Source organism: Ruegeria sp. SAZA006 (assembly GCF_059613465.1).
Genome location: NZ_JBXWSO010000005.1, coordinates 118908 through 143854, shown reverse-complemented (window position 1 = coordinate 143854; position 24947 = coordinate 118908). Strand labels below are relative to the sequence as shown.

Below are 24947 nucleotides of genomic sequence, written 5' to 3'. Positions count from 1 at the left end.
AAACCATCGTCCAGATGGACCAAAGGCCGGCGATGCACTAACACTCGAACTGGACCACTCGGGTGGGGCTGATCAGTCCTCGATGGCCTCGCTCAGAAACGCGTCCGGTTCGAACTGGCTGGAAAGCGCGTTCGAAAGCTCGGGTAGCTCGTCTTTGAGGTCGTCTGTCACTGGATAAAGCCCGCTTCCCACTATCTATTCTCGCATCAAGATGCGTGCGGTTGACCGGGGCGGCCAAGTGAGTCACCGTGAGTTGGGGGTGAGTTTGCAGTGAACCAAGCCAATGATTTATCGATATATCAAGATGTTGGGCAACCATCACCAGACCTGGTCCGGCAGGCGCTGCGTGACGTTGTTGCCAGCGCCGAGTTCCAAACTTCGCCCCGGCTTCAGCAGTTTCTGACCTATGTCGTCGAGGAAGCCCTCGCCGGTCGCGGTTCCCAGATCCGCGGCAAGGCCATTGCCGTCGAAGTGTACGGGCGCAGCATTGATGGTAGCGGCGGTCGAAATCTGGTTCGGGTAGAGGCCAGGCGACTACGGCGTTTGCTGCGTGAGTTTTACGAAGACCATAGGGACGGCAAGGGCGTTCGGATCTTCGTCGATCCTGGCGGATACAAGCCGCGGTTTTCACACCAAGCTTCCCTGGATGATCCGAAGTCGGACTTGGCAAGCCACGGCCCGACCGGCGGACCCAGGCACCTGCGTGGACTTCTGTTGGTCGGGCTGGGCGTTGTGACCATGATCGTCATGCTGGGCATGTGGCTGAGACCCGGCAATGACGAGGTCGGGCAACCCTCCAACACCACCCGGCAGGCCGCACGGGCTGCGCTTGGTCAGCAATCGCTTGCCAGACTCCAGGCGGCCAACCTGGCGGATCAGGCGCGGGGGATGTTCTTTCCGGTCTTCGATGTCAAACGCCAGCAGATCGCCCTGGGAATGTTTCAGCATTCCACCGAGCTCGACCCGGCCTTGCCGGATGGCTATGCGGGAATGGCTCAGGTCTTGGCCAAACTGGCTCTGCTGTCTCAAGACGAGGACACACGAGATGATCTGTTGCGCCAAGCATCCGAGATGTCAGGAACGGCACTTGAGTTGTCCCCGTCGGGTGCATAGGCCAACGCCTCGAATGGCTGGCGATTGGCGGTGTCGGGCGATGCGGATGAGGCTTTGAAATACGCGTGGCTGTCCACTGAACTTGCGCCTGAAGATGGCCATGTTCTGGACTTTGTCGGGATTGCCGCCCTGATTGCGAACGAGCCTGAACTAGCGGCGGAGGTCAGTAATCCGACGCGGGTCAGATCCGGATCCGGCCGATTTGGGGCGAGAAATATCTGCGGCGTATCGCAGCTTGTGCTCGGGAACTACGAAAACGTTGTCGAAGCCTTTCAGGGCGCACCGGCTGCTGGAGCGCCCGTAAGCGGGCCATCACTTTTATTCCAGGCCGTCGCTCATGATCAGCTGGGCAATTTTGACGAAGCACAAAGACTTGTTGACGAGTTGGACACCACGTGGCCGGATTTTCCGTCCGAATTTCTGGTGCAAAGGATTTTTCCGGGTGATGCCGATGTTCGGAAGAAGATACTCGGATCTATGGCGAAGTACTGACAGGCCCGTCGCAGCCTGCGCCACTAAGAAGCCTTCAAGTTCCAACAGATGGCTTCGTGCGCGATCCGGGGAAATTGCGCTGTGCATCTGGGATCCGGGCAGCCTCTCAACCAAAGCAAGGCGGGTTTCGGCCGGTTCTCACATTTGGAATCCTTGGGCGGCGCAGCTCGGCGATGACCTTTCGGTGCGGCGCTGCAGTCCATCGTCGGCTTTGGGGGAACTTGCAGCAAACTTCTCTTGACCTTCCAGCGCGGGAATACGGCAAACGGTCACCCGAAACTGTGCGCAAGGCGGCAAAACCAGCCGGTCAAGCAGGTTTGATCAGTGTCAGACCGTTTCGGTGTCGCCTGCGCCAAGCCAAAAACAACCGAGTGAAACGAGCCGATGAACAAACTGACGCTTTTGATTGGCGGCGTTCTGATCGCGGGCGCTGCCGTATTTGTCTACAACTACAACCAGCAGCCTGCGGGCCATTCGATGGAGGTGCCCGACACCTCGTCGCTGTCGCAGGGGGATCCGATCGCGCAAGTCAGCGTGCCGGCGACGTTCAGTGAACCGGCGCAGGTGGGCAAGGTTGCCTTTGACGTCAAATGCGCTGTCTGCCATGGGGCGAATGCCACGGGGCTGGAAGGGCTGGCGCCGCCGTTGGTACACAAGATCTACGAGCCCAGCCACCACGGGGACGAGGCCTTTCAGCGGGCGGTTCAATATGGTGTTCAGGCCCACCACTGGCGCTTTGGCGACATGCCGCCGGTCGCTGGCTTGACCCGTGCAGACGTGCAGGGCATCGTTGCCTATGTCAGGGAACTGCAGCGCGAGAACGGGATAAACTGAACCTTGCACAGCTGGGCGGACAGGATGATCGGACGGTGGATTCTGGCCTTGGGCCTGGTTCTGGCCGGTACTCTGGTGTTCTCGGAACCCGCCTTTGCGCATGGGGGCGATGGGGGCACACATGCCGTCGTCGATCTGGGAGCACCCGACCCCGATCACGTCGAAAAGGGCCACCCGGGCCATTGCCACGGCGGGGCCTTCTGCAACGGCGTGGCAATGACCGTCGCCGCGCCAGTCCTTTCCGCGCTGGTATCAAGGATCAGCCGTCGTGCCATCCCGCCGGGCCGGTACCGGATGCTGCCGGTGGCCCTGTTCGATCCGCCCCCGCCACGCGCCGTGTCCTGAGTCATTAAAGGCCCCTTTCGGTGGGCGAGTTGAAGCAGACATACAGGACAAGACGATGACCCTTCTCAAACTGACGACGGGCGCCGTGCTGGCGTCGATGATTGCCGTGACCGCCCTGGCGCATGGTGGCGCCACCGGGATCGTGAAGGAACGGATGGACGGCATGTCCGCCATGAAGGACGCCATGAAGACCCTGACGCCGATGATGCAGGGCAAGACGCCCTATGACGCCGCCACCGTCCGGCGCGCAGCCGAGGCGATCGGCCGCCATGCCGGCGACAGCATGACCCGGCTGTTCCCCGAGGGCAGCGACGGCATGCCCTCCGAGGCCAAACCCGCGATCTGGCAGGACTGGGACGCCTTCGCCGAACTGGCCGAACAGCTGCAGACCTATGCCGAGGGGCTGGCCCTTGCGGCCGACAACGGACTGATGATGGCCGGTGCCGGGCAAGGGTCCGGCATGATGGGCGGGTCGGGCATGATGGGTGGCGCCTCGATGATGGGGGGCGGGGCCATGATGGGCGGAACCCCCGGGCGCGAGGAGCTGTCCGAGATGCCCGCCGATGGCGTGTTCATGATGCTGGGCCAGACCTGCTCGGCCTGTCACACGCGGTTTCGGTCGGAATAGGGTGCCACGATGAAACGCATCTATCGTCTGGGCCTTGCCTCTGCCGTTCTGGCAGCGGCGGGGCTGGCCGCCGTGATCGCGTGGCCGATCGGTCTGACGCCAAACCTGCGCGACCTGACGGGCGAGGTTGACCGCGGGGCCTACCTGGCGCGGGCGGGCGGCTGCATCGCCTGCCACACCAACTTCGCCGAGGGCGGCGCGCCCCTGGCCGGCGGCGTCAAGCTCGAGACGCCCTTTGGCACGCTGTATTCCCCGAACCTGACCACCGACCCGGACCACGGCATTGGCGGCTGGACGATCGAGGAATTTGCCAAGGCTGTGCGTCAAGGCGTGGCGCCGGACGGGCAGCCCTATTACCCGGCCTTCCCGTACCCGTTCTACGCCGATTTCACCGATCAGGACATCGCCGACCTGTGGGCGGCGTTCCAGACCGTGCCCCCGGTGGCCACGCCGTCCCGCGCGCAGGAGATGGCCTTTCCCTTCAACCAGCGCTGGGGGCTGAAACTGTGGCGCGCGGCGTTCCTTGAGCCGCCGCACACCGATCCGGTCCCCGGCAAAGGTGATGTGTGGAACCGCGGCCGGCTGCTGGTCGAAGGCGTCACCCACTGTGCCGCCTGCCACACCGGGCGCAATCTGCTGGGCGCCCGCAAGTCGGATACCGAGCACTTCAAGGGCAGTGATGCACTGCCGGGCGGCGACAAGGCGCCGGCCATCGACTCTGAAACCCTGCAGATGCGGGGCTGGACCGTCGACAGCCTGGCCTATGCCCTGCGCACCGGCATCATGCCCGACGGTGACGTATTCGGCGGCGCAATGGGCGAGGTCGTGACCTACGGCACCAGCTTCCTTACGGACGAAGACCGCCGCGCCATGGCCACCTATCTGCTCGATGACCATGATGGAGGGTGAAAAGGTGGAGCCGCCGCGCGGAACGATCTCGCCAATGATGAAATGGGGTACACCGGTGGCCGTTGTGATCATCGGCTTGGCCAGCGCTCAATGGTGGATGTCGAAAGGGGTGCCTGACGGAGCACCCGGCGATCCGCTACGTGGGGCGGCGCTTTATGCCGAGAACTGTGCATCGTGTCACGGGGCCAACCTGGAGGGTCAGCCCGATTGGCAAACGCCTGATGCGGACGGCGTCCTGCCAGCCCCACCGCATGATCGAACCGGGCACACCTGGCATCATGGCGATGGCCTATTGTTCGATTATACCAAGTTGGGCGGCGAGGAGATGCTCAAGCGAATGGGAGTCTCGGGGGTCAAAAGCGGAATGCCGGGATTTGCCGACAGCCTGTCCGATCAGGATATCTGGGACATTCTCGCGTTCATCAAGAACAGCTGGCCCGAAGGCGAACGCGCGATTCAACGCCAACGCACCGAGGCGGAACATCAGGCAGGCAACTGACTATTGGCCGGGGTGGGCGTGTCAATTCTGTGTCTGCCCAAGTCGGTGGGGCCAGATCACTACTCGCCTCCCCACGGCTGGGTCCCGTACAGGCCCACCCTACGAGGCAAGCAGACCAGAAAGTTTGAGCGCCCCGGACTGCAGCAGTGGCAGGAATTGCTTCAGGCTTGTCAGATCGTGACGTTGTGTGGGTGCGTGCACGGACAAAGTGGCCGCAAGCCGGTCATTCTCGTCAAAGACCGGAACCGCGACGGCGGCCATGCCGGGCATGAACTCCTCGTCGTCGGTCGAGTAACCGTTTTGGGCGATTTTGGCGATCTCGGCACGCATGGCCTTGGGGTCAGTAATGGTTTTCTCGGTGTTTGCGGTCAGTCCGCGCGCCGAGAGAAACCCATCCAAGGTGTTTCGGCGCAGGGTCGACAGGTACATCTTTCCGCTTGCTGTGCAGTGGAACGGGACCTGGGTCCCGATCGGCAGCTGGATTCGCAGCGGCCATTTGGTCTCGACCCGGTCGAGATAGATCATTCCCTCGCGGTCGGGGATGGCGAGGTTGCAGGTCTCTCCAATTTCGTCGGCTACTCCGCGCAGGATGGCCAAGCGGGCCGTGCGCAGATGTTCGGACGAAACAGTATTCACGGACATCTGCCGCAACCGGGGGCCGGGCCCATAGGACCGGCCGTCCAGATCACGTTGAAGGAACCCTTCGGCCTCGGCCGTCTGCAACAGCCGGTGAACTGTCGGCTTTGCCAGACCCAACGCTTCGATCAGGTCTGCCGGTTTGACCGCGACCCCGCGCCGCGCGACCTCTTCCAAGATCAGCAACAGGCGCAGGTTCGTTGGAATCTGGGTGTCCTTGTCTTGTGTGTCCGTCGCGGTCATCCGGCTACAGTCTAGTTTTTCGGCAGCAGTATCAAGGCCAGATCAGGCACCAGTGACACCAGAATCCAGACCGAGAGCAACGCCACCAGATAAGGCACCGTATACCGCAGAAGCCGGAAATACGGCACGCCTGTAACTCCCGAGGCGACATACAGGTTCAGCCCGTATGGCGGCGTGATGAAGCCAATGGATGCTCCGACAAGGAAGATCACCGAGAAGTGGATCGGATCAATCCCGACCGAAGCTGCGATCGGAGCCAGAATCGGAGCCAGAATGATGGTCACCGGCAGGCTTTCCAGAACCATGCCCGAGAAAAACACGATCACCATCGAGGTGAACAGAACAGCATGGTAGCCCCCCATCGAGGTCACGAAATTGCCGATTGTTTCCTGGGCACCCAGCAGGGAAAGGATCTGCTGCATCACCACCGAGATGGCAATCAGAGGCGCCAGGATCCCGGTGATCTGTGCCGAACGGATGACGATTGACGGGATCTCGGGGATCGTGAAGCCCTCGACCACCAGCATTTCGGCAAAGCTCTTGTCCGTTGGGGAAACATCGTCGCGGGCGCCCATGATCCGGTTGATCGGATAACTCACCAGCCCGGCGATGACGCAGAAGCCAACGGTGACCCCGGCGGCCTCGGTCGGAGAGAACTTGCCGGTGTAGATGCCCCACAGCACAAGCCCGATGGCAAAAAAGCCCAGCCACGCGCCGAAGGCGGTTTTCAGAACGCGGTTCAGCTGCAGCGGGATCAGGTGACCCCAGCCGTTCATGCGGCAGATGATCCAGCAGGCAAACTGCATCCCGATCACCATCAGCGCGCCGGGCAGGATGCCGGCTACGAACAGCTCGGAAATCGGCAGGTTCATCAGGAAGCCATAAACGATGAAGATGATCGATGGTGGGATGATGATCCCGACAGTGCCGCCCGCCGCGGCGGTCGCGGCGCTGAAGCGTTCGTCATACCCGCCCTTGACCATCTCGGGGTGCAGCATCGATCCGATCGTGGCTGTCGTGGCCGAGTTCGACCCCGAGATCGCTGCGAACAACCCGCAGGCCCCAAGCGAAGCCATCGCCAGACCGCCGCGTATCCAGCCGAGACAGGCATAGGCGAAATCGCTGAGCCTTCGGGCGATACCCGACTTGTTGATCAGGTCTCCGGTCAGGATGAACAGGGGCATGGCCAGCAGCGCGAAGCCCTTGTTGAACACGTTCAAAAGCTCAGCGCCCATGTTGTCGAGCGTCAGGCCCAGAACAAACGAGCAGCCGATCACCCAGTAGCCTATGACCAGAAGGACCGGCACGCCCAACATGAACAGGAACGTCACGCCGAGCGAAATCAAAGTAACCCAAGTTCCGTCTGCCATCAGTCTGCCCCGATCACGGCCTGCTTGATCAGCGGCTCGCCTGTTTTGAAGTTGCGCAGATCGTCCGCCAGGTTCTGGAATACTCGGCCGACCATAAGAAAGAAGGACAAAGGTGCCGCCAGCAGGAACCACCACTGCATGACGTTGTCCGTGCCCAGAACGATCTGGAAGTTGGACGCTGACAAGGCCACCAGCCGCGACGTGGTCACGATGACGATGACCGCGAAGATGAACCACAGCACCGCGTCCAGGATCAGGCAGGCCAACTGCCCGCCGCGTGGCATCGCGGTCCGGAATTCGCTAAAGCTCAGATGCGTTCTGAGGCGCACATTGTAGGAGGCCCCGAACCACGCCATCACCATGAACAGCAAGGGCGGAATCGTTGTGGACCAGGGTTCCTGGTCATTGAAGACGAACCTGTCGATCACGCCCCAGAAGATGATCAGCGCAATGGCCAGATAGGAATACACCATCACGGATCGTTCCAGATGGCGCTCGATGAAGGGAACCTTGCGATAGATCAGCATGACCAGAAGCCCGCCCAGCGCAGCGACGACGGCGCCGACAACCCACGCTGCGTCGGACTCCAACGCTGATTGAATTTCAAAGGAATCCTGGCTGAGAAAGGCGCTGAATATCGCGCCAATGTCTGCCCAAAATGACATGAACCCCGTCCTCCCAGTCGGTCTTCGGTTGAACCGGCCCACGCGGGGCCGGTTCAAATCAGTTTATCAGGCTTGGCCCATCCACCAACGGCGCGGCTCGACATTTTCCGGCAGGGTGTCTGCCGGGATCTCGCGCGCGATGTCGTAGATCTCCTGATAGGTGTCGATGCCGCCGGCCCACTTGTTCAGGCGCTCGCGCCATTCCGCCCAGGGTTCCGGGTTGAAGTTCGGGGCACACATTTCCTCGGCCAGCTTGATTTGGTCGTCCGGCAGGAAGGCGGCACGCACACCGTTCTCGGCAAAGATCGTGTTGGGCAGCTGCGGATCCGAGAAGCCGACCGTGTTCAGCAGCGCGGCTTCGTTTGCACCCTGGATCAGGGCCTGCGTGAAGTAGGATGATTCCATGACCGCATCCTGCAACTCGCCGCCCAGGCTGTCGAAGACCTTGGCCGACATCGACGTGTGTTCGGTACCGCAGAAGAACTTGAGGTTGACCGACTGGGAAACGACCGGCGCCATGTTCGCATAGGCCACCGCCGATGCCCAGGTTTCGGCACCATCGATCAGACCGGTCTTCAGCGCATCCAGCGTCTCTTCCCAGGCCACCGGAACAGGGTTCAGGTTCAGCAGTTGCATCGCGATTCGACCCAGCTGAGTGCCGGTCACGCGGTTCTTGGTGCCAAACAGCTCTTCCAGTTTGGTGACGGTGGGCTTGTCCGCAAAGGTCGACCCCATTTGAAGCCCGCGCAATTCGCAATGGGTGAAAAGGAACTTCAACCCGTGGCGCTTCTCGAGCGGCTCGCGCAGGATCCGCTGGCTGGCGGGGCTGTAGAAGAAATGATATTGCGCCGCGCGGCTTGGGAACATGTAGGCATAGTCCAACACGTTCAGATAGGGTGCGCCACCGGCCGAGTTCTGGGTCGAGGCCGCGTAAATGTCCACGATACCCTGCTGGGTTTTCTCGACACAGCTCAGCTGACCGCAGATCTGGTTGTCGCCGATGAACTCGATGCGAATCTCACCGTCCGTGCGCTCTTCGAGGTCGCGGGCGAACTCGATGGCGCCGGCCCGTTCGATGAGAAGGTTGCGCGTGTTGAAACCTGCCGCACCGAATTTCAGTGTATGCTTGGGCTCTTTCGAGAACCGTTTTTCATACGTGGATTCAGCCGCCTGCGCGAGATTGGCAAGGCTCATGGCCCCACCGAAACCCCCTGCTGCCAGCAGAGTGGAACTCATGCCATAGCGTCCGGCAACGCGGAAAAAGTCCCGCCGTGAAATGCCACTTAACTTTCGTCCGATCTCCATTGCTATCCTCCCGTTTCGCAATTATTGAGACGTTTTGTATCAAAAAATGCTAGCTTAATTCATGCATCTTGCATAGGATTTTTTTAGCAACTTCGGGAGGAGCCGATCATGGAAGTGGACTATGTGATTGTCGGTGCCGGTTCTGCGGGATGTGTCATCGCCAATCGGCTTAGTGCTGATCCCCAAACCAAAGTTGCATTGATCGAGGCGGGCGGACCAGACACCAACCCGTGGATTCACATCCCGGTCGGGTACTTCAAGACCATGCACAACCCCTCGGTCGATTGGTGCTATCGGACCGAGCCTGACCCGGGATTGAATGGGCGTTGCATTGATTGGCCGCGCGGCAAAGTGTTGGGCGGGTCGTCGTCGTTGAACGGGCTTCTGTACGTTCGCGGACAAAAAGAGGACTATGACCGCTGGCGCCAGATGGGAAACGTCGGGTGGGGCTGGGACGATGTTTTGCCCCTGTTCAAACGCAGCGAAGATCAAGAGCGTGGAGAGGATGAGTATCATGGCGTAGGTGGGCCATTGTCCGTCTCCAATATGCGCATACAGCGCCCGATCTGCGATGCTTGGGTCGCTGCGGCACAGGCCGCAGGCTATCCGTTCAATCCCGACTACAACGGCCCCAACCAGGAGGGTGTCGGGTATTTTCAGCTGACCACGCGCAACGGGCGACGTTGCAGTGCAGCCGTCGCCTATCTCAAGCCCATCCGCAACCGTCAGAATCTGACGATCGTCACGCGCGCGCTGGTGACGCGGGTTGCCATGGACGGCAAGCGCGCAACAGGCGTTGTCTACCGCGATCGGTCGGGCGAAACCAAAACGGTGAAAGCACGGCGCGAGGTCATCCTGTCCGGGGGGGCAATCAACTCTCCGCAGATCCTGATGCAGTCAGGCATTGGTGACCCCGATCATCTGAAGGCAAACGGAATCGAACCCGTTCACGCCTTGCCGAACGTCGGCAAGGGGCTGCAGGATCACCTGCAGGCGCGTCTGGTATTCAAGTGCAACGAGCCGACCCTGAACGATGAGGTGCGAAGCCTGTTCAACCAGGCCCGCATTGCGCTGAAATACGCGTTGTTCCGGGCCGGTCCCATGACCATGGCGGCCAGTCTGGCAACCGGTTTCATGAAGACCCGCCCCGATGTTCAAACCCCGGACATCCAATTTCACGTTCAGCCCTGGTCGGCGGACAGCCCGGGCGAAGGCGTGCACCCGTTTTCGGCCTTCACGATGTCGGTCTGCCAACTCAGGCCGGAAAGTCGTGGAGAGTTGCGATTGGATGGACCGGACCCCGCCAGCTATGTCAAAATCATCCCGAATTATCTGTCGACAGAGACCGATTGCCGAACGATCGTCGCTGGCGTCAACATCGCTCGCAACATTGCGCGCCATAATCCGTTGGCCTCAAAGATCTCCGAGGAGTTCCGACCGACGGCCGATCTGTCCTGTGATGACTATGAAGGTACGTTGGACTGGGCGCGCTCGAATTCGGTGTCGATCTATCACCCGACCGGAACCTGCGCGATGGGCACGACCGACGCGGCCGTTGTCGGTCCTGACTTGAAGGTGAAGGGGATCGAGGGGTTGCGCGTTGCGGATTGCTCGATAATGCCGGAAATCGTCAGCGGAAACACCAATGCGCCCGCCATCATGATCGGTGAGAAAGCCAGCGATCTGATCGCGGGACGCGGCTGACACGGAGTCTGTGGGTTAGTTATTGGCTGGGTAAGGTCAGAGCGTCATTCGACGGGCAATCCGAATACCGCGATTGCTGCGCCAAGAATGCAGAACAAAGCAAACACCAACGCGCGGAGGCGCAGGTTCTGCTGAGACGCCGACCGTGCTGCGATGCCCGCTTGCAGCGCGTAATAAGCTGCAAAGGCGCGCGACGCATAGCTGATGATTTCAAAGACATTCGATATCCAGGTCAGTATCAATCCGACGCCGACCAGAACGGTATAGGCGGTCCGTTCAGAGACGCGCCCGCCTGAAATCTCGGACAGCAGTCCACCGGACCCGCTGGTATCCGCGACGGCGGCGCTGAACTGGGCTGACGGGGCCGCAATAACCAGAAGGACGGGCAGTATCGGGGCGACGACCTGCATCAGGTCAATGATCGCCGTTTCGTCCAGAACCAAGCCGCCCGGTTCGACCGAATAGGTCAACAGGCCGATATAGATCAGGTAAACCGCGCTTGCGATCAACTGGGCCCACCGCATGGAGCGAATTCGCGTTTCCGCATCATAGGCGTGGCCGAGGTAGCGCGAGGTCTCAAATCCCTGCACGGTGACGATCAGCCCGGCCAATAACATGAACGCGTGCGAGCCACGCTCGGCCGGCGGGTCAAAGACAAGTGCATCATGGCTGTATTGCTCGGCAAAATACGTGGCAAGTCCGACAAGCAGCCCGGCGATGATTGCCAGTTTCAGGCCGACTGAAATCTGCTCCAACCGTTCCAGCGCGGAAAACCCCCGGGTGCAGCCGACGAAAAGGATCAGCACAAGTACACCAGAGGTCACAAGGCGGGCATGGAACGCGTCGTCCACTTGGGTCAGGCTCACGCCAAACGAGCCGAACAGGTTCAGGTAGTAGGCGACCGATATGAAGTAGGCAAAAGCCAGGCTTGCCGACGCGACTCTTTCGGCCCGCTCGATACCGGCGCCGCGGTCGGATCTGTGCGCCATGTCGCGGATGTTGTATCGAATTGCGCTTCCGAACCCCCAGGCCGCGGCGCAGAGGCCAAGCATGGCCAGCGGGGCCAGATCGCCAAAGCTGACGTCCAGGATTGGACCAAGAACAAGGAACCCGCTGCCGATGATCGACGCCAACGGGGTGATCGAGGCTCGCCACATCCGGGAATTGGCGACACGCGGCCAAACCAGAATGGCCAAGACCACCACGACCGCGGACAGGATCAGCGTATTCTGCAACTCGGTCGTCAAGGGAACGGTTCTGCCTCGCTAGTGCTCTTCGGGACGCCGCTGGTGGGGGCAATCGCTGAGGGGCGATCATGGTATGTGTACCGGCATCCTAGGTCGCTCAGATTTACCAATCAGCGGTATCCCGTTCAACTCTGGCGCTTGGTTGTGCCGAGATCCATCGCCTTTTCCGGAGCCAGATGGCGGGCGCGCCAAAAAAACCGGCTGGCTGTCAACGTCTTGTTGCATCGCTCGTGAAAGGTCTTCGTGCACGCCAATATGACGTGACGTGCCGGGGTATGAGTTGGACATTTCGCGTGTAATCCATCAGGTTCCGGGCAACACAGCTCCGGTCGCTCGGCCCAGCCATTGCCGCGGTCGGCGCGCAGCATTCGCAGGTTGAACCAGATGCAGTATCACAACAAACCCTATGATCAGCTCAAAATCGGGGACACGGCCGAACTGAAGCGTCTGTGCACCGAGGATGACTTTTATGCCTTTGCCGCGAATTCGGGCAATCACAACCCGCTGCACCTGGCCCATGAGGACGGGGATGGAGACGACCGGCCCGAGGCGGTGGCGCCATCGCTGTTCGTGGGCGCGCTGATCTCGGCTGTTCTGGGAAACATCCTTCCCGGGGCCGGGACGCTTTACAAATCGCAACAGTTCGACTTCGTAGGCCGTGCCATGGCCGGGGACGAGCTTTTGGCGCGCGTGGTCGTCACCGAAAAGCGTGCAAACCGCGAGGTGGTCTTGGATACCACCGTCACCCGATGCTGGGATGACGCAGTCATCGTCAGCGGCAAAGCCGTGGTAATCGCGCCGGACCGCGCCCTGTCGTTCCGCGAAATCGAGGTTCCCGGCCTGATCGTTCAGCGGCACCGTCACTTCGACGCGTTGCTGGAGAAATCCCGGCCGCTGGATCCCATCCCGACCGCCGTCGTTGCGCCGGAGGACCCGAACTCGCTGGGCGGCGCGATCCTGGCTGCGCGGGAAACGATCATCGAGCCGATACTTGTCGGTCGCCCGGACCTGATCGGGCAGGCGGCGCAGGAACTGGGCGAAAGGCTGGATGGTTTCGAGATTGTCGCCGCGGAAGAGCACAGCGAAGCCGCGCGCATCGCCGTCGACCTTGTGGTCGAAGGCCGGGCCGGGGCGCTGATGAAGGGGCATCTGCACACCGATGATCTGCTGAGGGCCGCATTGCGGAAGGATCAGGGATTGCGCGCGGGCCGGCGCATTACCCATGTTTTCGTCATGGACGTGCCCGGGCAACCGCACCCGCTGCTGGTGACCGACGCCGCGATCAACATCGAGCCCGACCTGCAAACCAAGATCGACATTACCCAGAACGCGATTGATCTGGCGATCTCGATCGGGATGGAAACGCCCAAGGTCGGCGTTCTGTCGGCGGTCGAGACGGTGAACCCGGCCATTCGGTCCTCGATCGACGCGGCGTTGCTGTCCAAGATGGCTGAACGTGGCCAGATCAAAGGGGGCTTGGTCGACGGTCCGCTGGCCATGGACAATGCGGTCAGCATGGCCGCAGCACGGATCAAGGGGATCGTCTCGCCAGTGGCCGGACAGGCCGACATACTTGTGGTTCCGAACCTGGATGCGGGCAACATGCTGGCCAAACAGCTGACATATATCGCCAACGCCGAAGCGGCAGGGGTTGTTCTGGGGGCGAAGGTGCCGATCATCCTGAATAGCCGCGCCGACGACGACAAGGCGCGTTTGGCATCCTGCGCCGTGGCTGCCCTGCACGCCGCCCGCATTGCCGGGGGGCGGTCATGAGCCATGTCATCACGCTGAACGCGGGCTCGTCCTCTCTGAAGTTCGGGCTGTTTTCGTTGCCGTCCGATGACCCGGTGGCAATCTGCACCGGAATCGTGGACCGCATCGGCAGCGCTGGCGCGACCATCCGCGCCAAAACCTCGGATGGCCGCACGTTGGGCGGTGATGTCGTAGACGGGATTGCCGATCATCACGAGGCCCTGAACCATGTTCTGGACCTCATCATCCAGCAGTTTCCCGCGGCCAATATTGCGGCCGTCGGCCACCGCATCGTTCATGGTGGTCCTGACCACGATCAACCGATCTTGCTGACGCCGGAAAGCCTTGCAGTGCTGGACGAACTCTCACCGTTCGCGCCATTGCACCAGCCCTACAACCTCAGCGGCGTTCGTGCCTCGGTCGAGCGGTTTCCCGATGCGGTGCAGGTTGCCTGTTTCGACACCGCCTTTCACCGCAGTCACCCCTGGGTCAATGATACGTTTGCCTTGCCGACCGAGTATTATGACAAGGGCGTTCGCCGCTATGGGTTTCACGGCCTCAGCTACGAATACATCTCGGGTCATCTGGCCAAGACCGCGCCGCTGCTGCATGGCGGCCGGGTCATTGTGGCGCATCTGGGCAACGGCGCGTCGATGTGCGGTATGATCCACGGCCGCTCGGTCGGGTCCAGTATGGGGTTTTCGGCCATAGACGGTCTGCCGATGGGAACCCGATGCGGCCAGTTGGACCCCGGTGTCGTTCTCTACCTCATGGACCAGAAGGGCATGAGCGTGGATGAGATCACCGAACTTCTGTATCGTAAATCCGGTCTGCTGGGTCTGTCCGGTCTGTCCAGCGACATGCGCACGCTGGAGAAGTCCGACAGCGGCAGCGCGCGCCGGGCCATCAGCTATTTCAATTTCCGTGCGCGGCGTGAACTCGGTGCGCTTGCGGCTGTGCTGGGTGGGCTGGATGCAGTGGTGTTCACTGGTGGGATCGGCGAGAACTCTGCGCTGGTGCGCGAAAGGATTTGCGTCAACATGGGGTGGTTGGGGATTGAGCTGGACCACGATGCCAACACGGACCACGCCCGGATCATCTCAACACCGTTGTCCCGGGTTCAGGTCATGGTCATCCCCACCAACGAGGAACTGGTGATCGCCCGTGCGGCTGCTCGCTTCGTTTATCCGCACATATACGAGACGCTTTTGGACAAAGCGAGCCCAGCCGCGCCACTCCCGGCCTATGGTTCGGGGCCTGAGTGATCAGGCGCTGGATGTCAGCAAAGGATTTTCGGCGAATTTTTTGCAAAAAGTGTCTCTCTACGGGAAACCCCCAATTTCGGGCAAAGGTGGGCTGGGCTATTGTCTGATTAACCAAGGTCAAACTTGGCCTACCACTTTCCCCGAAGAGGGGCTGGCTACCTACCCCCTCAGCCGGCCCCTCAAAAAACCCCCAGAAATCAGTTGAATCCCTTGGCAGCCAAAGCCTTAGAGCCCGGTGCCAGATAAGCCTGTGATGCGCAGTGCCAGGTCAGGGAGGCGCGCAAAGTCGTCGAAGCTGGCCAAATGGGGAAGTTCCGAGATCGGCGACTTTCGATACCCTTCCGAATACAGAAGAAATGGGACTTGGGCACGTTGGGCGGTTTCTGCGTCTACTTCGCTGTCGCCCACAAAGACACGCGCGTCGTTTGTGCCCAGTGCCTCGAACGTAGCGGACAGGTGGGCGGGGTCGGGTTTGCGAGATTTCAAAGTATCTCCGCCGATCACCACGTCGAAGAACTGCGCCAGATCCAGAACCTCAAGGATGTGCCGCGCGGGCGCTTCCGGTTTGTTGGTGCAGACCCCTAGCGCGATATCTGCAGCCCGCAGTCGTCGCAGAGCATCTTTTACACTTGGATAAGGCTTGGTCATTGCACTTGATGCCTGGCTGTAGTGGTTGAGCGTGACCTGTGCCAGTTCGGAATGGCGCTCAATGCTCAGACCGCAGTGGAGGATCACACGCTCAACCAGTTTGGGCAAGCCATTGCCGACGAATCCTCGGATCGTTTCCTCGGGCAGGGGCGCATGGCCCTGATCGGCCAGCATTCGGTTCGCTGCTGCCGCAATGTCGGCCAGGCTGTCCACCAGCGTGCCATCCAGATCAAACACGATTGCCGACGTCATCTCCGCTCCCGTCTCTCAAGGTCGAAACCCGGCCTAGCGGACCCGCCGCAAGCGCGCAATGGTTCGGTGTGCGAATAGCAGGAAACCGGCACTTGACATACCTTAGTATTTTTATCAGATTAATCGTGTAAACACATAGCCAACCCGGTTCCGGGCCAGCCAGATCCATGAAAGTTGAACGGAAAAGGCGCTTTGCCTGAACACAACCGGAGATGACCCGATGAACGCGCAGAACCCGAATCCGACCCAAGCCTATGCCGTTTCGATGCTGCCGGCCCACAAGGCCGAGGATCTGACGCAGGGCGGCAACCTGGCCCATATCGAACTGGGCGACCAGCTGTACACCCTGCGCATCACCCGCGCGGGCAAATTGATCCTGACGAAATGAGCGGCGCATCGACTCGGGGCGGCGCCCCGGTCGGGCGGCTGGCGGATCTGACCCCGATCGAGGCTGGCGCCGTCATGTACCTGCGGATGTGGAGCGACGGTGCCGCCGGCCGTGCCGACGCGGCGCATGATTTCGACATCGCGCTGGGCGCCGATCATGGGCAGCTGGCCATGCTGGCGCTGGATCGTCTGTGCAGCCTGTGCGCCCATCACGGCCGCCGTCCCTTGATCCGACACGGGTTGGGCTGCGCCTGTCTGGGCGCGGACGAAAGCTGTTTCGCGCAGATGATCGCCGCGGCCTCGGAAGGGGCGCGCGAGGATGCGATGATGCTGGCCGCCTTGATCGTGCGCCCCGATTTCGCGCCCGCGCTGGCGTCGCTGTCCGAAGAGTTTGGGCTGGCCCTGCGGCGTATGACCACCGCCATCCCATTTCCGACCACCGGCCATCAGACCCCCTCGGCCGTGCTGCACTGACGGCGCGGTTCAGTGCCCTGGCCGAACCCGGCCGGGGCGTATCTCAGCAGCAGCCGCACCCGTCATGGTGATGGGTGTGGTCGCAAACCGGAGCAGGGGCATAGTCGCCCACCTCGGCCAATACAGACCGCAGCGTCCACAGGATCATGTCCACATCCTCGGCTTCGATGGTCAGAGGCGGGCGGATCTTCAGGATGTTATCCTTCGGCCCCTCGCTGCCGATCAGGATGCGGTGGTCCCGCATCCGGTTCTTGACGTATCGGCAGATCTCGGTGCCTTCCGAGCCGTCGGGGTTGATCAGCTCGACCCCAAGAAACAGGCCCATGCCCCGCACATCACCCACGCAGGCGAACTCGGCTTCGATTGCGCGCAGACCATCCATCAGCCGTGCGCCCATCATGCGGGCATTCTCCTGCAGGCCCTCGTCATCGACGATGTCCAGCACCTCTTTGCCGATCCGGCAAGACAGGGTCGAGCCGCCGAAGGTCGAGAAGAACTCGATCCCGTTGTCGAAACTGTCGGCGATCTCGCGCGTTGTGACCAGCACGCCCAGAGGGTGGCCGTTGCCGATGGGCTTGCCCAGAACCACGATATCGGGCGACGCGCCCTGGTGTTCGAATCCGAAGTAGTACTCGCCCAGCCGGCCCAGGCCCGTCTGCACCTCGTCGGCGATGCAGACGCCACCGGCGGCGCGGATCTTTTCATAGACCGCTGGCAGATAGCCCTTGGGCGGGATGATCTGCCCCCCGACCGAGGGGAAGGTCTCGGCGATGAAGCCGGCCACCCCGTGCCCCTTGCGCTGAAGGGCGGCAATCGCGTCGTCCACAAGGTCGGCATATTTGCGCGCGCGGTCGGGGTCGTCGCGTTTGAACCGGCCGCGATAATCGTCGGCCACCTCGACCAGATCGACCCAATCGGCCTGACCCACGCCGCCGGGCTTGTTGAACTTGTAGGCCGAAATGGCCACCGCCGCATTGGTGTTGCCGTGATAGCCGTGATCGGGCGTCACCATGCCCTTGGCCCCGCTATGCGCCCGCGCCAGGCGTAGGGCCAGCTCGTTGGCCTCGGTGCCCGAGTTGACGAAGAAGCACACCTGCAGGTGATCGGGCAGCTTCGACAGCAGCTTGTCGGCAAATTCGACCTGCGCGGGATGCAGATAGCGGGTGTTCGAATTCATCCGCTTCAGCTGATCCGCCGCCACGGCCTGAATGCGCGGATGCGCGTGCCCCACATGCGGCACGTTGTTGTAGGCGTCAAGATAGGGCCGCCCCCATTCGTCGAACAGGTGATGCTTCCAGCCGCGCACCAGCATCACCGGGTCGTCATAGGTCAGGCTCAGGTTGCCGCCGAAATGCGCCCGACGTTTGTTCAGGATCTCGGCCTTGTCGGTCGGGCGATAGAAGACCTTCTCGTCCGGCAGGTTCAGCAGGGCCGCCGGGTTCGGGCAGACCGCGTGCCACAGGTTCAGCTCGTCCGGGTCGGCGACGCCGGGCCAGTCGGCCTGCATGCCGGTCGTGGTCAGGGCCAGCTGGAAATGCACATGCGGCGCCCAGCCGCCGTTCTGGCCAGCATCGCCCAGCCGGGCGAACGCCGCCCCCTGCGCCACCGGATCGCCGGGTTTCAGCCGGGCACAGACCTCGGGGTCCAGATGCCCGTACAGCGTATAGAACGCGTCACCCTCGGGGGTTTCGTGATGCAGGATCACCACGCCGCCATAGTCCAGATGGTTCGCCCGGTTCTCGACCGCCTCGACCCGCCCGCTCAGCGGCGCCAGCAAGGGCGTCCCCGCCGGCGCGAATACATCCACAGCCAGATGCACCGTGCGCCTGTCCGACGCCCTCCACGGACCCTTGCGGAACGTCGGCTCGGCATAGATCAGGCGCGGTTCGTTGTAATAGCCCAGCCACAACCCGTCGCCGAATTCCGCGCCCACCCGCGCGGCCTCGTCCAGCGGCATGTGAAACGGGTTCTGCGGCCAGGTCGAGTTTTCGACCGACAGCGAACCCATCGGAACGTCCGACAGATCCTGTCCCAACAGCTGCGCAAATTGACCACGATGTTCGGACAGGTACGCGTGAATGCGCTCGGCCCCGTCGGTGACGGGCAGCCCGCAGGCCGCCCGCAGCCGCGCGGGCATCAGCTCGCCATTAACCGAAGCATCCTCGAGGAACCGCCAGGCCGGTGCCTGGCTGATCGTCACATACGGGTCGTCCGGGTTTTCGGCGGCCATCAGCGTGGAGTTGACGACAGACACGGCCAGCCGCATCCGCAGCAGGGGCCAGATCAGGTCCACTTCCTGCGGGCGCAGCCGGTTTGCGGCGTGATAGCCCCGCACCAGCGCGGCCAGCGCCAGTTCAGGGCGCGGGTGTTCCAGCACCACATATGCCCCGGCGATCGCCAGTTCACACACCCGCGGTGCGGCGCACATGTCACCCAGATCGATCAGGCCCGAAACCTGCCGGCGCTCCGACAGCTCACCTTCGACCAGGATGTTGTAGTCATTCACGTCATTGTGGATGGCTTGCCGGGGTAACTCGGCCAGCATGTCCGAGACGGCATCGAACTGCGCGCAAATCTCGCGCAGAAGGGCTGCACGATCCGGGTCGGCAACCGCATCCAGCTTGTCAGCGATCCAGCGGGCCTGGGTCAGGTCCCATTTGAACTCCGGCCGCTCCAGGCCGGGATGCGAAAACCGCTCCAGCGCCCGATCGGTCGCCCCCAATGCCCGGCCCAGTTTCAGGATCAGGTCCTCGGATTTCGGCGCCGTCTTGGCATAGCAGCGGCCCGGCAGCCGCTCCAACAGCCACGCCAGCCGCGGCCGTCCCGCGTCGTCGTCGATCTGCGGCAGCGAACCACCGTCCAGACCGGGGATCACCTTGGGAAACGGCAGCCCGGGGGCCTCGGCTGCGATATGCTCCAACGCCTTGATCTGCAGATCCACCAATTGCGGGTCACACCCGGCCCGCATGACCTTCAGAACGTAGTCCTGCCCATTGGTGGCCTGCACCAGGAAATTCAGGTCATACTCGCCATCCAGCCGCGAGAGCCGGGCGTCCAGCCCCCAGACCCGCCGCAGCGCGGCCGCCCAAAATTCACTGACATCATTCATTCGAACTTCCGCCCCGTGCGCGCCGGAGCCCTTTTCATCTGGCCAAAAATATCCTCGGGAGGAATCGCGCCGCGGCGCGATGGGGGGCAGACAGCCCCCCGTTTACCCCAATGCCCGCAGGCGTTTGATCAGTGACGAGGTGTCCCAGCGGGCGCCGCCCATCTTCTGCACATCCTTGTAGAACTGATCGACCAGCGCGGTCACCGGCAGCGATGCCCCGGTCTCGTCCGCCGTGTCCAGGCAGATGCCAAGGTCCTTGCGCATCCAGTCCACCGCAAAGCCGTGGTCGAAATGGTCGTCCAACATGGTCTCGTACCGGTTCGACATCTGCCAGCTTCCGGCGGCACCCTGGCTGATCACCTCGACCACCGCGCGCCCGTCAAGCCCGGCCTTCTCGGCGAAGTGCAGCGCTTCGCTCAGGCCCTGCACTAGCCCTGCGATGGCGATTTGGTTGCACATCTTGGTCATCTGGCCCGCGCCGCTGTCCCCGATGCGGCGGCAGATCTTGGCATAGACCTGCATCACCGGCTCGGCCCGGTCATAAGCGGCCTGATCGCCGCCGCACATGATCGACAGAACCCCGTTCTCGGCGCCGGCCTGGCCGCCTGAGATCGGCGCATCAACAAAAGAGATCCCGCGCGCCTTGGCGCCCGCGTACAGCTCGCGCGTGACCTTGGCCGAAACGGTGGTGTGGTCAACGAAAATCGAGCCTTCCGCCATGCCTTCGAAGGCGCCGTCCTCGCCGGTGCAGACCATGCGCAGATCGTCGTCGTTGCCGACGCAGGCCATCACGAACTCGGCCCCTCCGGCGGCAGCGCGCGGCGTGGTCGCCATCTGGCCACCATGCTGCGACACCCATTTCTCCGCCTTGGCCGCGGTGCGGTTGTAGACGGTCACCTCATGCCCGGCCGCCTGCAGATGCCCGGCCATCGGATAGCCCATGACGCCCAGGCCAAGGAATGCAACTTTCGCCATTTTCGAGATCCTCCCTGTGACCGGTCCGGGGCAGAAAACGCCTACCGGCCGGAATGCTTGCCAGAGACAAAGCAAAGCCGCGCCCAAAGGGCAACCCCGCACCGGGAAACAGGCCGCAAATAGTTATCGCGCGTCACGCGCCGCTGATATTGCGCTCCATCAGGCGCTGGTACAGGCGTGGGACCAGCCGGTTCAGCCACCACGCCAGCCGCGCCACCCGGCCCACCGGGATGACGGGCCGCCCGCGATCCAGCCCTTGCAGGATCACGCGGGCGGCCGCCTCGGGGGTCATCTCGTCCATGCCGTCGCTGGCCGATCCGGGGCGCGCGGTGCCATCGGGCTGCTGCTCGGCCCGGCCCGGGTTGGTCGCCACGAATGAGGGCGCCGCGATATGCACCCGCACGCCATGGGGCCGTTCTTCGGACCGCAGCGATTTGAAGAAACCTTCCAGCGCGTGTTTCGAGGCCGCATAGGCCGTGCGGTGGTACAGAGGCGCAAACCCCGCCACCGACGAGATCGCCAGATGCGCCCCGCGCGACTGGCGCAGCGCGGGCAGAAAGGCGCGGGCCATCGAGACGGCCGCGAAATAGTTGATCTCGAACACCCTGCGGTGGCTGGCGTCGTCGGACTGATCGAACCCGCAGATCTGGGTAATCCCGGCGTTGTAGACGACCAGATCGATGCTGTCGCAATGCGCAAGCGTTTCATTCACGGAGCGCGCGAGTTGTTCCGGATCAGTCAGATCACAGGCAATCGCCATCTGCGTGGCGGTGTCCTGCACCCCATCCACCTTCAGATCCAGCAGGACCACGCGCCATCCACGCTCTTGCAGCGCGACTGAGAGCGCCTGACCCAGCCCGCCGGCTCCGCCCGAGATCACTGCGGTTTTCACAGGCCCACACTCCGTTTCCAAAGTTCGAACACCTCGGCGCTGGTCTTCTGCGGGACATAGCCGAACACGGTTTTCAGCGCCGTATTGTCCAGAACCGGTCGGTATTGCAGGAACCGCACCTGTTCGGGCCCGTATCGCGACAGGCGCAGGGGGCGGGCCACGGCCAGCGCCGCCTTCAGCGCCCAGGCCGGCAGGCGCAGCACAGATTTGTCCAGCGCGCGGGCCAGATCGTCGACGCTCAGCGCGCCGTCCCCGGCGACGTTGTACACCCCCGGCGGCCCATCGGTGGCCGCGCGTTTCAGGATTCGGGCCAGATCGTGGGTCCAGATGAACACGAAGGGGCTGTCGCTGCCCGCCACCGCCAGCAGGCGGGGTTTGCGGAACAGGGCGGTGATCTGGTTGTCGGTGCCGTCGCCCAGCACCGTGCCCACCCGCAGCACCACCTGCTCCAACTGCGGTGCGGCGGTTCGGGCCTCGGCCAGCAATTCCTCGACCTGCCGCTTGTGGTCGGAATAGGGAAACTCGGGGTTGCCGCGCACCGGATCGGTTTCGCGAAACGGCACTGGGTTGTCCGCGTGATAGCCATAGGCCGCACCCGACGAGGTGACGACCAGCCGCCGCACGCCATGGGCCAGCGCGGCATCGACCACCTTGCGCGTGCCGCCCACATCCACCGCATGGGCTTCGGTCCGCGACATCCCCGGCGGCGGCGTGACGATCGAGGCCAGATGCACGATCACTTCCGGCCTCACCTTGGCGACCACCCGGGCCGGGTCGCCCGTTGTGACGTCCATGCGCAGAAACGGAACCTCGTCCGGCAGCGTGTCCGGGCGGCGCAGATCGGTGGCAAACACCTCATGGTCGCTCAGCTCGTCCAGCAGGGCGCGGCCGACCAGGCCCGCAGCGCCGGTGATCAGGATTCGGGTCATCGGGCGGCCTCGGTCCGGGCCATCAGCTGCGCCAGCGCCAGCCCCGAGATGGCATGCCAGATCCCCCAGAACGCGGCCACCACTGCCATCCCGCCCAGCCCGTTGAAAAAGGCGAAGATCAGCACCAGCCCAAGGCCCGAATTCTGGATGCCGGTCTCGATCGTGATTGCTCGCCGGTCAAAGGGGGACAGCCGGGTCAGAGTGGCCACAACCCAACCGCCCCCCAGTGCCAGTGCGTTGTGAGCGATCACAAGCCCGGCGACCGCCCCGGCGTAGCCCAGGAAGAAACTCCAGTTGGCCGCTAGGGCGAGTACGATGAAGGTCACGAAAATGGCCATGGACAGGATCTGCAGCGGCCCGCGCAGCCGCGCCGTCAGGGCGGGGCGCTTCTGGTTCAGCGTCACGCCCAGAACCAGCGGCAGGATCAGCATCAGCCCGACGATGATGGCGATCTGCACCGGGTCGATCTGGGTCTGCTGCAGAATGGCGCGGGTCGGCGGGTATAGCCCGCCCCACAGCGCGATGTTGAACGGGGTCATCACGATGGCCCCGATGGTGGCGAAGGCGGTCATCGACACCGACAGCGCCGCGTTTCCGCCCGCACGATGGGTGATGAAATTCGAGATGTTGCCTCCCGGGCAGGCCGCCACCAGGATCAGCCCCAATGCGATCGAGGGGCGCGGCTCGGTCAGCCAGACCAGCAGGAAAGTCAGCGCCGGCAGCACCAGGAATTGCGAGGCCAGCCCCACCACAACCGGCTTGGGCGCGCGCCGCAGTCGGTCGAAGTCGCGTGGTGACAGGTCGATGGCGATCGAGAACATCACGATCGCCAGAATCGCGTTCAGCAGGGTCAGCGAGCCGGGGCTGAAATTCAGCGTGATCTCGTCGATTCCGGTCATGCGCGGGCTTTCCGGAACCGCGCGATCCAGTCCGTCACCGCCTTGCGATAGGTCGCTTTGTCTACGTAATAGGCCATGCGGGGCAGGTTCAGGTACTGCATGCCTCCGGTGGCGCGCTGATAGTCTTTTTGTTTTTCCGCCTTCAGCGTCGCGGCCACGGGGCAACCGGACTGAAGACCCTTGATATAGCGCGCCACCATTTCGGCCTGCTCGTGGCGTCCTTGCCAGCCCAGCCCGGTGGCTTCGATCATGCCCAGAACGAACAGATCGTCGCGTTCGGGATGCATGGCGTTCAGGTACAGATGCGGCGCATCGCCCTGCCAGTTGAGCAGCTTCGGGTCGATGAACGGGTAATGCAGCTTGTACCCAGTCGCGGACAGGATCATGTCATAGTCGCTGGCGCTGCCGTCCTTGAAGTGAACGGTACGGCCCTCGATCCGGTCGATATCGGGGCGAATGCGCAGGTCGCCGTGGCCTGCGTGGTACAGGACCAGCGAATTCACCACCGGGTGGCTTTCGTAAAGCTTGTAGTCAGGCTTGGGAAAGCCGTATTTCTGCGGGTCGCCCACGAACCAGCGCAGGATCATGCCGTCGATCCGGCGCTTCAGCCACATGGGCAGGCGGATCATCCCGCCCAGCGTGTCGGCGGGTTTGCCAAAGACGTATTTCGGCACGAAATAGTATCCCCGCCGCATCGACAGGTCGCACTGCGCGGCGTGATGGATGGCATCCACCGCAATGTCACACCCGGAATTGCCGGCGCCCACGACCAGCACCCGCTTCCCGTCGAACTGGCTGGGATAGCGGTACTGCGAGGCGTGGATCAACTCGCCGTCGAACTTGCCGGGAAAATCGGGCATGTTGGGCTCCGACAGGGTACCGTTCGCGATCAGAACCCCGGCAAACTCATCGCTATGCGTTCCCTGGTCGTCCCGCCAGGTCAGCCGCCAGCCATCGCCCGGCGCGCCCAGTGGCGATGCGTCTATCACCTCGGTGTTGAACCTGTAGTGATCGCGCAGTCCGAAATGATCGGCAAAAGCCCGGAAATAGTTGCGCATCTGCCGGTGCGACGGGTATTCAGCTACGTCGTCGCCCATCGGAAAATCGGCAAATTCGGTCATCGACTTGGACGAGATCAGATGCGCGGATTCGTACATGGTCGACCGCGGCGCATCGATATCCCACAGCCCGCCCACATCGGAATGCAGTTCGAACCCCTTAAACGGGATGCCCTGTTCCTTCAGCACCTTGGCCGCCGCCAGCCCCATCGGACCTGCGCCGATCAAGGCATATGCCTTGCGCGCTTGTGTCATGAATCCTCCCCTGCTCGTGATGCTTAACTTGAACGATCGTCCAAAATAAGGCAAGGTGAAAA

The 24947-nt window shown here is 62.5% G+C and carries 24 protein-coding genes; 12 read left to right on the top strand and 12 right to left on the bottom strand.

Annotated elements, in window-relative coordinates; all coding sequences use genetic code 11:
• The first annotated feature begins 270 nt into the window (after positions 1-270).
• The 7 genes from AC2FNZ_RS07075 to AC2FNZ_RS07045 all read left to right on the top strand — a co-directional run bounded on the left by AC2FNZ_RS07075 (position 271) and on the right by AC2FNZ_RS07045 (position 4820).
• Complete coding sequence (locus AC2FNZ_RS07075) at positions 271-1113, top strand: hypothetical protein (RefSeq protein ID WP_496840033.1); 843 nt, start codon at positions 271-273, stop codon at positions 1111-1113.
• A gap of 54 nt (positions 1114-1167) precedes the next feature.
• Positions 1168-1605 carry a hypothetical protein gene (locus tag AC2FNZ_RS07070; RefSeq protein ID WP_496840032.1) on the top strand — a complete coding sequence of 146 codons (438 nt, stop codon included), beginning with the start codon at positions 1168-1170 and terminating at the stop codon, positions 1603-1605.
• A gap of 384 nt (positions 1606-1989) precedes the next feature.
• Complete coding sequence (locus tag AC2FNZ_RS07065; protein WP_496840031.1) at positions 1990-2439, top strand: c-type cytochrome; 450 nt, start codon at positions 1990-1992, stop codon at positions 2437-2439.
• 24 nt (positions 2440-2463) lie between these two features.
• Positions 2464-2784 (top strand): hypothetical protein, encoded by a 321-nt coding sequence (locus AC2FNZ_RS07060; RefSeq protein ID WP_496832282.1) that lies wholly within the window; start codon positions 2464-2466, stop codon positions 2782-2784.
• 55 nt (positions 2785-2839) lie between these two features.
• Positions 2840-3412: a c-type cytochrome gene (locus AC2FNZ_RS07055; protein ID WP_496840029.1), complete on the top strand. Its 573-nt coding sequence runs from the start codon at positions 2840-2842 to the stop codon at positions 3410-3412.
• 9 nt (positions 3413-3421) lie between these two features.
• Positions 3422-4321 (top strand): c-type cytochrome, encoded by a 900-nt coding sequence (locus AC2FNZ_RS07050; protein ID WP_496840027.1) that lies wholly within the window; start codon positions 3422-3424, stop codon positions 4319-4321.
• Positions 4308-4820 carry a c-type cytochrome gene (locus tag AC2FNZ_RS07045; RefSeq protein WP_496840036.1) on the top strand — a complete coding sequence of 171 codons (513 nt, stop codon included), beginning with the start codon at positions 4308-4310 and terminating at the stop codon, positions 4818-4820. The genes AC2FNZ_RS07050 and AC2FNZ_RS07045 overlap by 14 nt, the downstream gene beginning before the upstream one ends.
• Before the next feature lie 99 nt (positions 4821-4919).
• Here AC2FNZ_RS07045 and AC2FNZ_RS07040 read toward each other — a convergent pair whose 3' ends face one another.
• The 4 genes from AC2FNZ_RS07040 to AC2FNZ_RS07025 form a co-directional block, all read right to left on the bottom strand.
• Positions 4920-5699, bottom strand: coding sequence for an IclR family transcriptional regulator (locus AC2FNZ_RS07040; RefSeq protein WP_170337418.1), 780 nt, complete (start codon positions 5697-5699; stop codon positions 4920-4922).
• 11 nt (positions 5700-5710) lie between these two features.
• Positions 5711-7069 (bottom strand): TRAP transporter large permease, encoded by a 1359-nt coding sequence (locus AC2FNZ_RS07035; RefSeq protein WP_093962896.1) that lies wholly within the window; start codon positions 7067-7069, stop codon positions 5711-5713.
• Entirely contained in the window at positions 7069-7734 is a 666-nt protein-coding gene (locus AC2FNZ_RS07030; protein WP_093962895.1) for a TRAP transporter small permease, read from the bottom strand. The genes AC2FNZ_RS07035 and AC2FNZ_RS07030 overlap by 1 nt, the downstream gene beginning before the upstream one ends.
• A 66-nt stretch (positions 7735-7800) precedes the next feature.
• Complete coding sequence (locus AC2FNZ_RS07025; protein WP_093962894.1) at positions 7801-9039, bottom strand: TRAP transporter substrate-binding protein; 1239 nt, start codon at positions 9037-9039, stop codon at positions 7801-7803.
• A gap of 108 nt (positions 9040-9147) precedes the next feature.
• On the opposite strand from AC2FNZ_RS07025, the gene AC2FNZ_RS07020 reads away from it, so the two are divergent.
• Positions 9148-10743 (top strand): GMC family oxidoreductase, encoded by a 1596-nt coding sequence (locus AC2FNZ_RS07020; RefSeq protein ID WP_496840025.1) that lies wholly within the window; start codon positions 9148-9150, stop codon positions 10741-10743.
• 44 nt (positions 10744-10787) lie between these two features.
• Here the strand turns inward: AC2FNZ_RS07020 and AC2FNZ_RS07015 are convergent, their stop codons facing one another.
• Complete coding sequence (locus AC2FNZ_RS07015; protein ID WP_496840024.1) at positions 10788-11990, bottom strand: Aq_097 family APC-type transporter; 1203 nt, start codon at positions 11988-11990, stop codon at positions 10788-10790.
• A gap of 384 nt (positions 11991-12374) precedes the next feature.
• Between AC2FNZ_RS07015 and AC2FNZ_RS07010 the strand changes: the two genes are divergently transcribed.
• Both AC2FNZ_RS07010 and AC2FNZ_RS07005 read left to right on the top strand, forming a co-directional pair.
• Entirely contained in the window at positions 12375-13763 is a 1389-nt protein-coding gene (locus tag AC2FNZ_RS07010) for a bifunctional enoyl-CoA hydratase/phosphate acetyltransferase (RefSeq protein WP_496840023.1), read from the top strand.
• Positions 13760-15007: an acetate/propionate family kinase gene (locus AC2FNZ_RS07005; protein WP_496840022.1), complete on the top strand. Its 1248-nt coding sequence runs from the start codon at positions 13760-13762 to the stop codon at positions 15005-15007. The genes AC2FNZ_RS07010 and AC2FNZ_RS07005 overlap by 4 nt, the downstream gene beginning before the upstream one ends.
• A 225-nt stretch (positions 15008-15232) precedes the next feature.
• Here AC2FNZ_RS07005 and gph read toward each other — a convergent pair whose 3' ends face one another.
• The gene (gph, locus tag AC2FNZ_RS07000; RefSeq protein ID WP_496840021.1) at positions 15233-15907 is read right to left on the bottom strand and encodes a phosphoglycolate phosphatase; all 675 of its coding nucleotides are present in this window, start codon (positions 15905-15907) and stop codon (positions 15233-15235) included.
• A gap of 220 nt (positions 15908-16127) precedes the next feature.
• On the opposite strand from gph, the gene hemP reads away from it, so the two are divergent.
• Both hemP and AC2FNZ_RS06990 read left to right on the top strand, forming a co-directional pair.
• Positions 16128-16295: a hemin uptake protein HemP gene (gene hemP, locus AC2FNZ_RS06995; RefSeq protein WP_005978533.1), complete on the top strand. Its 168-nt coding sequence runs from the start codon at positions 16128-16130 to the stop codon at positions 16293-16295.
• The gene (locus AC2FNZ_RS06990) at positions 16292-16768 is read left to right on the top strand and encodes a hypothetical protein (protein ID WP_093962889.1); all 477 of its coding nucleotides are present in this window, start codon (positions 16292-16294) and stop codon (positions 16766-16768) included. Before hemP ends, AC2FNZ_RS06990 begins: the two co-directional genes overlap by 4 nt.
• A 43-nt stretch (positions 16769-16811) precedes the next feature.
• On the opposite strand, the gene AC2FNZ_RS06985 is transcribed toward AC2FNZ_RS06990, so the two are convergent.
• From AC2FNZ_RS06985 to AC2FNZ_RS06960, 6 genes are all read right to left on the bottom strand, one after another.
• Positions 16812-19877 carry an aminotransferase class III-fold pyridoxal phosphate-dependent enzyme gene (locus tag AC2FNZ_RS06985; RefSeq protein WP_496840020.1) on the bottom strand — a complete coding sequence of 1022 codons (3066 nt, stop codon included), beginning with the start codon at positions 19875-19877 and terminating at the stop codon, positions 16812-16814.
• A gap of 102 nt (positions 19878-19979) precedes the next feature.
• A complete protein-coding gene (locus AC2FNZ_RS06980; protein ID WP_496840019.1) occupies positions 19980-20852 on the bottom strand; it encodes an NAD(P)-dependent oxidoreductase in 873 nt (290 codons plus the stop codon).
• Positions 20853-20985: 133 nt separating this feature from the next.
• Positions 20986-21744 carry an SDR family NAD(P)-dependent oxidoreductase gene (locus AC2FNZ_RS06975; protein WP_496840018.1) on the bottom strand — a complete coding sequence of 253 codons (759 nt, stop codon included), beginning with the start codon at positions 21742-21744 and terminating at the stop codon, positions 20986-20988.
• The gene (locus AC2FNZ_RS06970; protein ID WP_496840017.1) at positions 21741-22673 is read right to left on the bottom strand and encodes an SDR family oxidoreductase; all 933 of its coding nucleotides are present in this window, start codon (positions 22671-22673) and stop codon (positions 21741-21743) included. Before AC2FNZ_RS06970 ends, AC2FNZ_RS06975 begins: the two co-directional genes overlap by 4 nt.
• The gene (locus tag AC2FNZ_RS06965; protein WP_496840016.1) at positions 22670-23572 is read right to left on the bottom strand and encodes a bile acid:sodium symporter family protein; all 903 of its coding nucleotides are present in this window, start codon (positions 23570-23572) and stop codon (positions 22670-22672) included. The genes AC2FNZ_RS06970 and AC2FNZ_RS06965 overlap by 4 nt, the downstream gene beginning before the upstream one ends.
• Positions 23569-24885 (bottom strand): flavin-containing monooxygenase, encoded by a 1317-nt coding sequence (locus AC2FNZ_RS06960; RefSeq protein WP_496840015.1) that lies wholly within the window; start codon positions 24883-24885, stop codon positions 23569-23571. The genes AC2FNZ_RS06965 and AC2FNZ_RS06960 overlap by 4 nt, the downstream gene beginning before the upstream one ends.
• Between the last annotated feature and the right edge of the window lie 62 nt (positions 24886-24947).

Excerpts from the sequence above, each read along its gene's own strand:
- AC2FNZ_RS07065 (WP_496840031.1), top strand. The coding sequence starts at position 1,990 with ATGAACAAACTGACGCTTTTGATTGGCGGCGTTCTGATCGCGGGCGCT.
- AC2FNZ_RS07060 (WP_496832282.1), top strand. The coding sequence starts at position 2,464 with ATGATCGGACGGTGGATTCTGGCCTTGGGCCTGGTTCTGGCCGGTACT.
- AC2FNZ_RS07055 (WP_496840029.1), top strand. The coding sequence starts at position 2,840 with ATGACCCTTCTCAAACTGACGACGGGCGCCGTGCTGGCGTCGATGATT.
- AC2FNZ_RS07050 (WP_496840027.1), top strand. The coding sequence starts at position 3,422 with ATGAAACGCATCTATCGTCTGGGCCTTGCCTCTGCCGTTCTGGCAGCG.
- AC2FNZ_RS07045 (WP_496840036.1), top strand. The coding sequence starts at position 4,308 with ATGATGGAGGGTGAAAAGGTGGAGCCGCCGCGCGGAACGATCTCGCCA.
- AC2FNZ_RS07040 (WP_170337418.1), bottom strand. The coding sequence starts at position 5,699 with ATGACCGCGACGGACACACAAGACAAGGACACCCAGATTCCAACGAAC.
- AC2FNZ_RS07035 (WP_093962896.1), bottom strand. The coding sequence starts at position 7,069 with ATGGCAGACGGAACTTGGGTTACTTTGATTTCGCTCGGCGTGACGTTC.
- AC2FNZ_RS07030 (WP_093962895.1), bottom strand. The coding sequence starts at position 7,734 with ATGTCATTTTGGGCAGACATTGGCGCGATATTCAGCGCCTTTCTCAGC.
- AC2FNZ_RS07025 (WP_093962894.1), bottom strand. The coding sequence starts at position 9,039 with ATGGAGATCGGACGAAAGTTAAGTGGCATTTCACGGCGGGACTTTTTC.
- AC2FNZ_RS07020 (WP_496840025.1), top strand. The coding sequence starts at position 9,148 with ATGGAAGTGGACTATGTGATTGTCGGTGCCGGTTCTGCGGGATGTGTC.
- AC2FNZ_RS07010 (WP_496840023.1), top strand. The coding sequence starts at position 12,375 with ATGCAGTATCACAACAAACCCTATGATCAGCTCAAAATCGGGGACACG.
- AC2FNZ_RS07005 (WP_496840022.1), top strand. The coding sequence starts at position 13,760 with ATGAGCCATGTCATCACGCTGAACGCGGGCTCGTCCTCTCTGAAGTTC.
- gph (WP_496840021.1), bottom strand. The coding sequence starts at position 15,907 with ATGACGTCGGCAATCGTGTTTGATCTGGATGGCACGCTGGTGGACAGC.
- hemP (WP_005978533.1), top strand. The coding sequence starts at position 16,128 with ATGAACGCGCAGAACCCGAATCCGACCCAAGCCTATGCCGTTTCGATG.
- AC2FNZ_RS06990 (WP_093962889.1), top strand. The coding sequence starts at position 16,292 with ATGAGCGGCGCATCGACTCGGGGCGGCGCCCCGGTCGGGCGGCTGGCG.
- AC2FNZ_RS06985 (WP_496840020.1), bottom strand. The coding sequence starts at position 19,877 with ATGAATGATGTCAGTGAATTTTGGGCGGCCGCGCTGCGGCGGGTCTGG.
- AC2FNZ_RS06980 (WP_496840019.1), bottom strand. The coding sequence starts at position 20,852 with ATGGCGAAAGTTGCATTCCTTGGCCTGGGCGTCATGGGCTATCCGATG.
- AC2FNZ_RS06970 (WP_496840017.1), bottom strand. The coding sequence starts at position 22,673 with ATGACCCGAATCCTGATCACCGGCGCTGCGGGCCTGGTCGGCCGCGCC.
- AC2FNZ_RS06965 (WP_496840016.1), bottom strand. The coding sequence starts at position 23,572 with ATGACCGGAATCGACGAGATCACGCTGAATTTCAGCCCCGGCTCGCTG.
- AC2FNZ_RS06960 (WP_496840015.1), bottom strand. The coding sequence starts at position 24,885 with ATGACACAAGCGCGCAAGGCATATGCCTTGATCGGCGCAGGTCCGATG.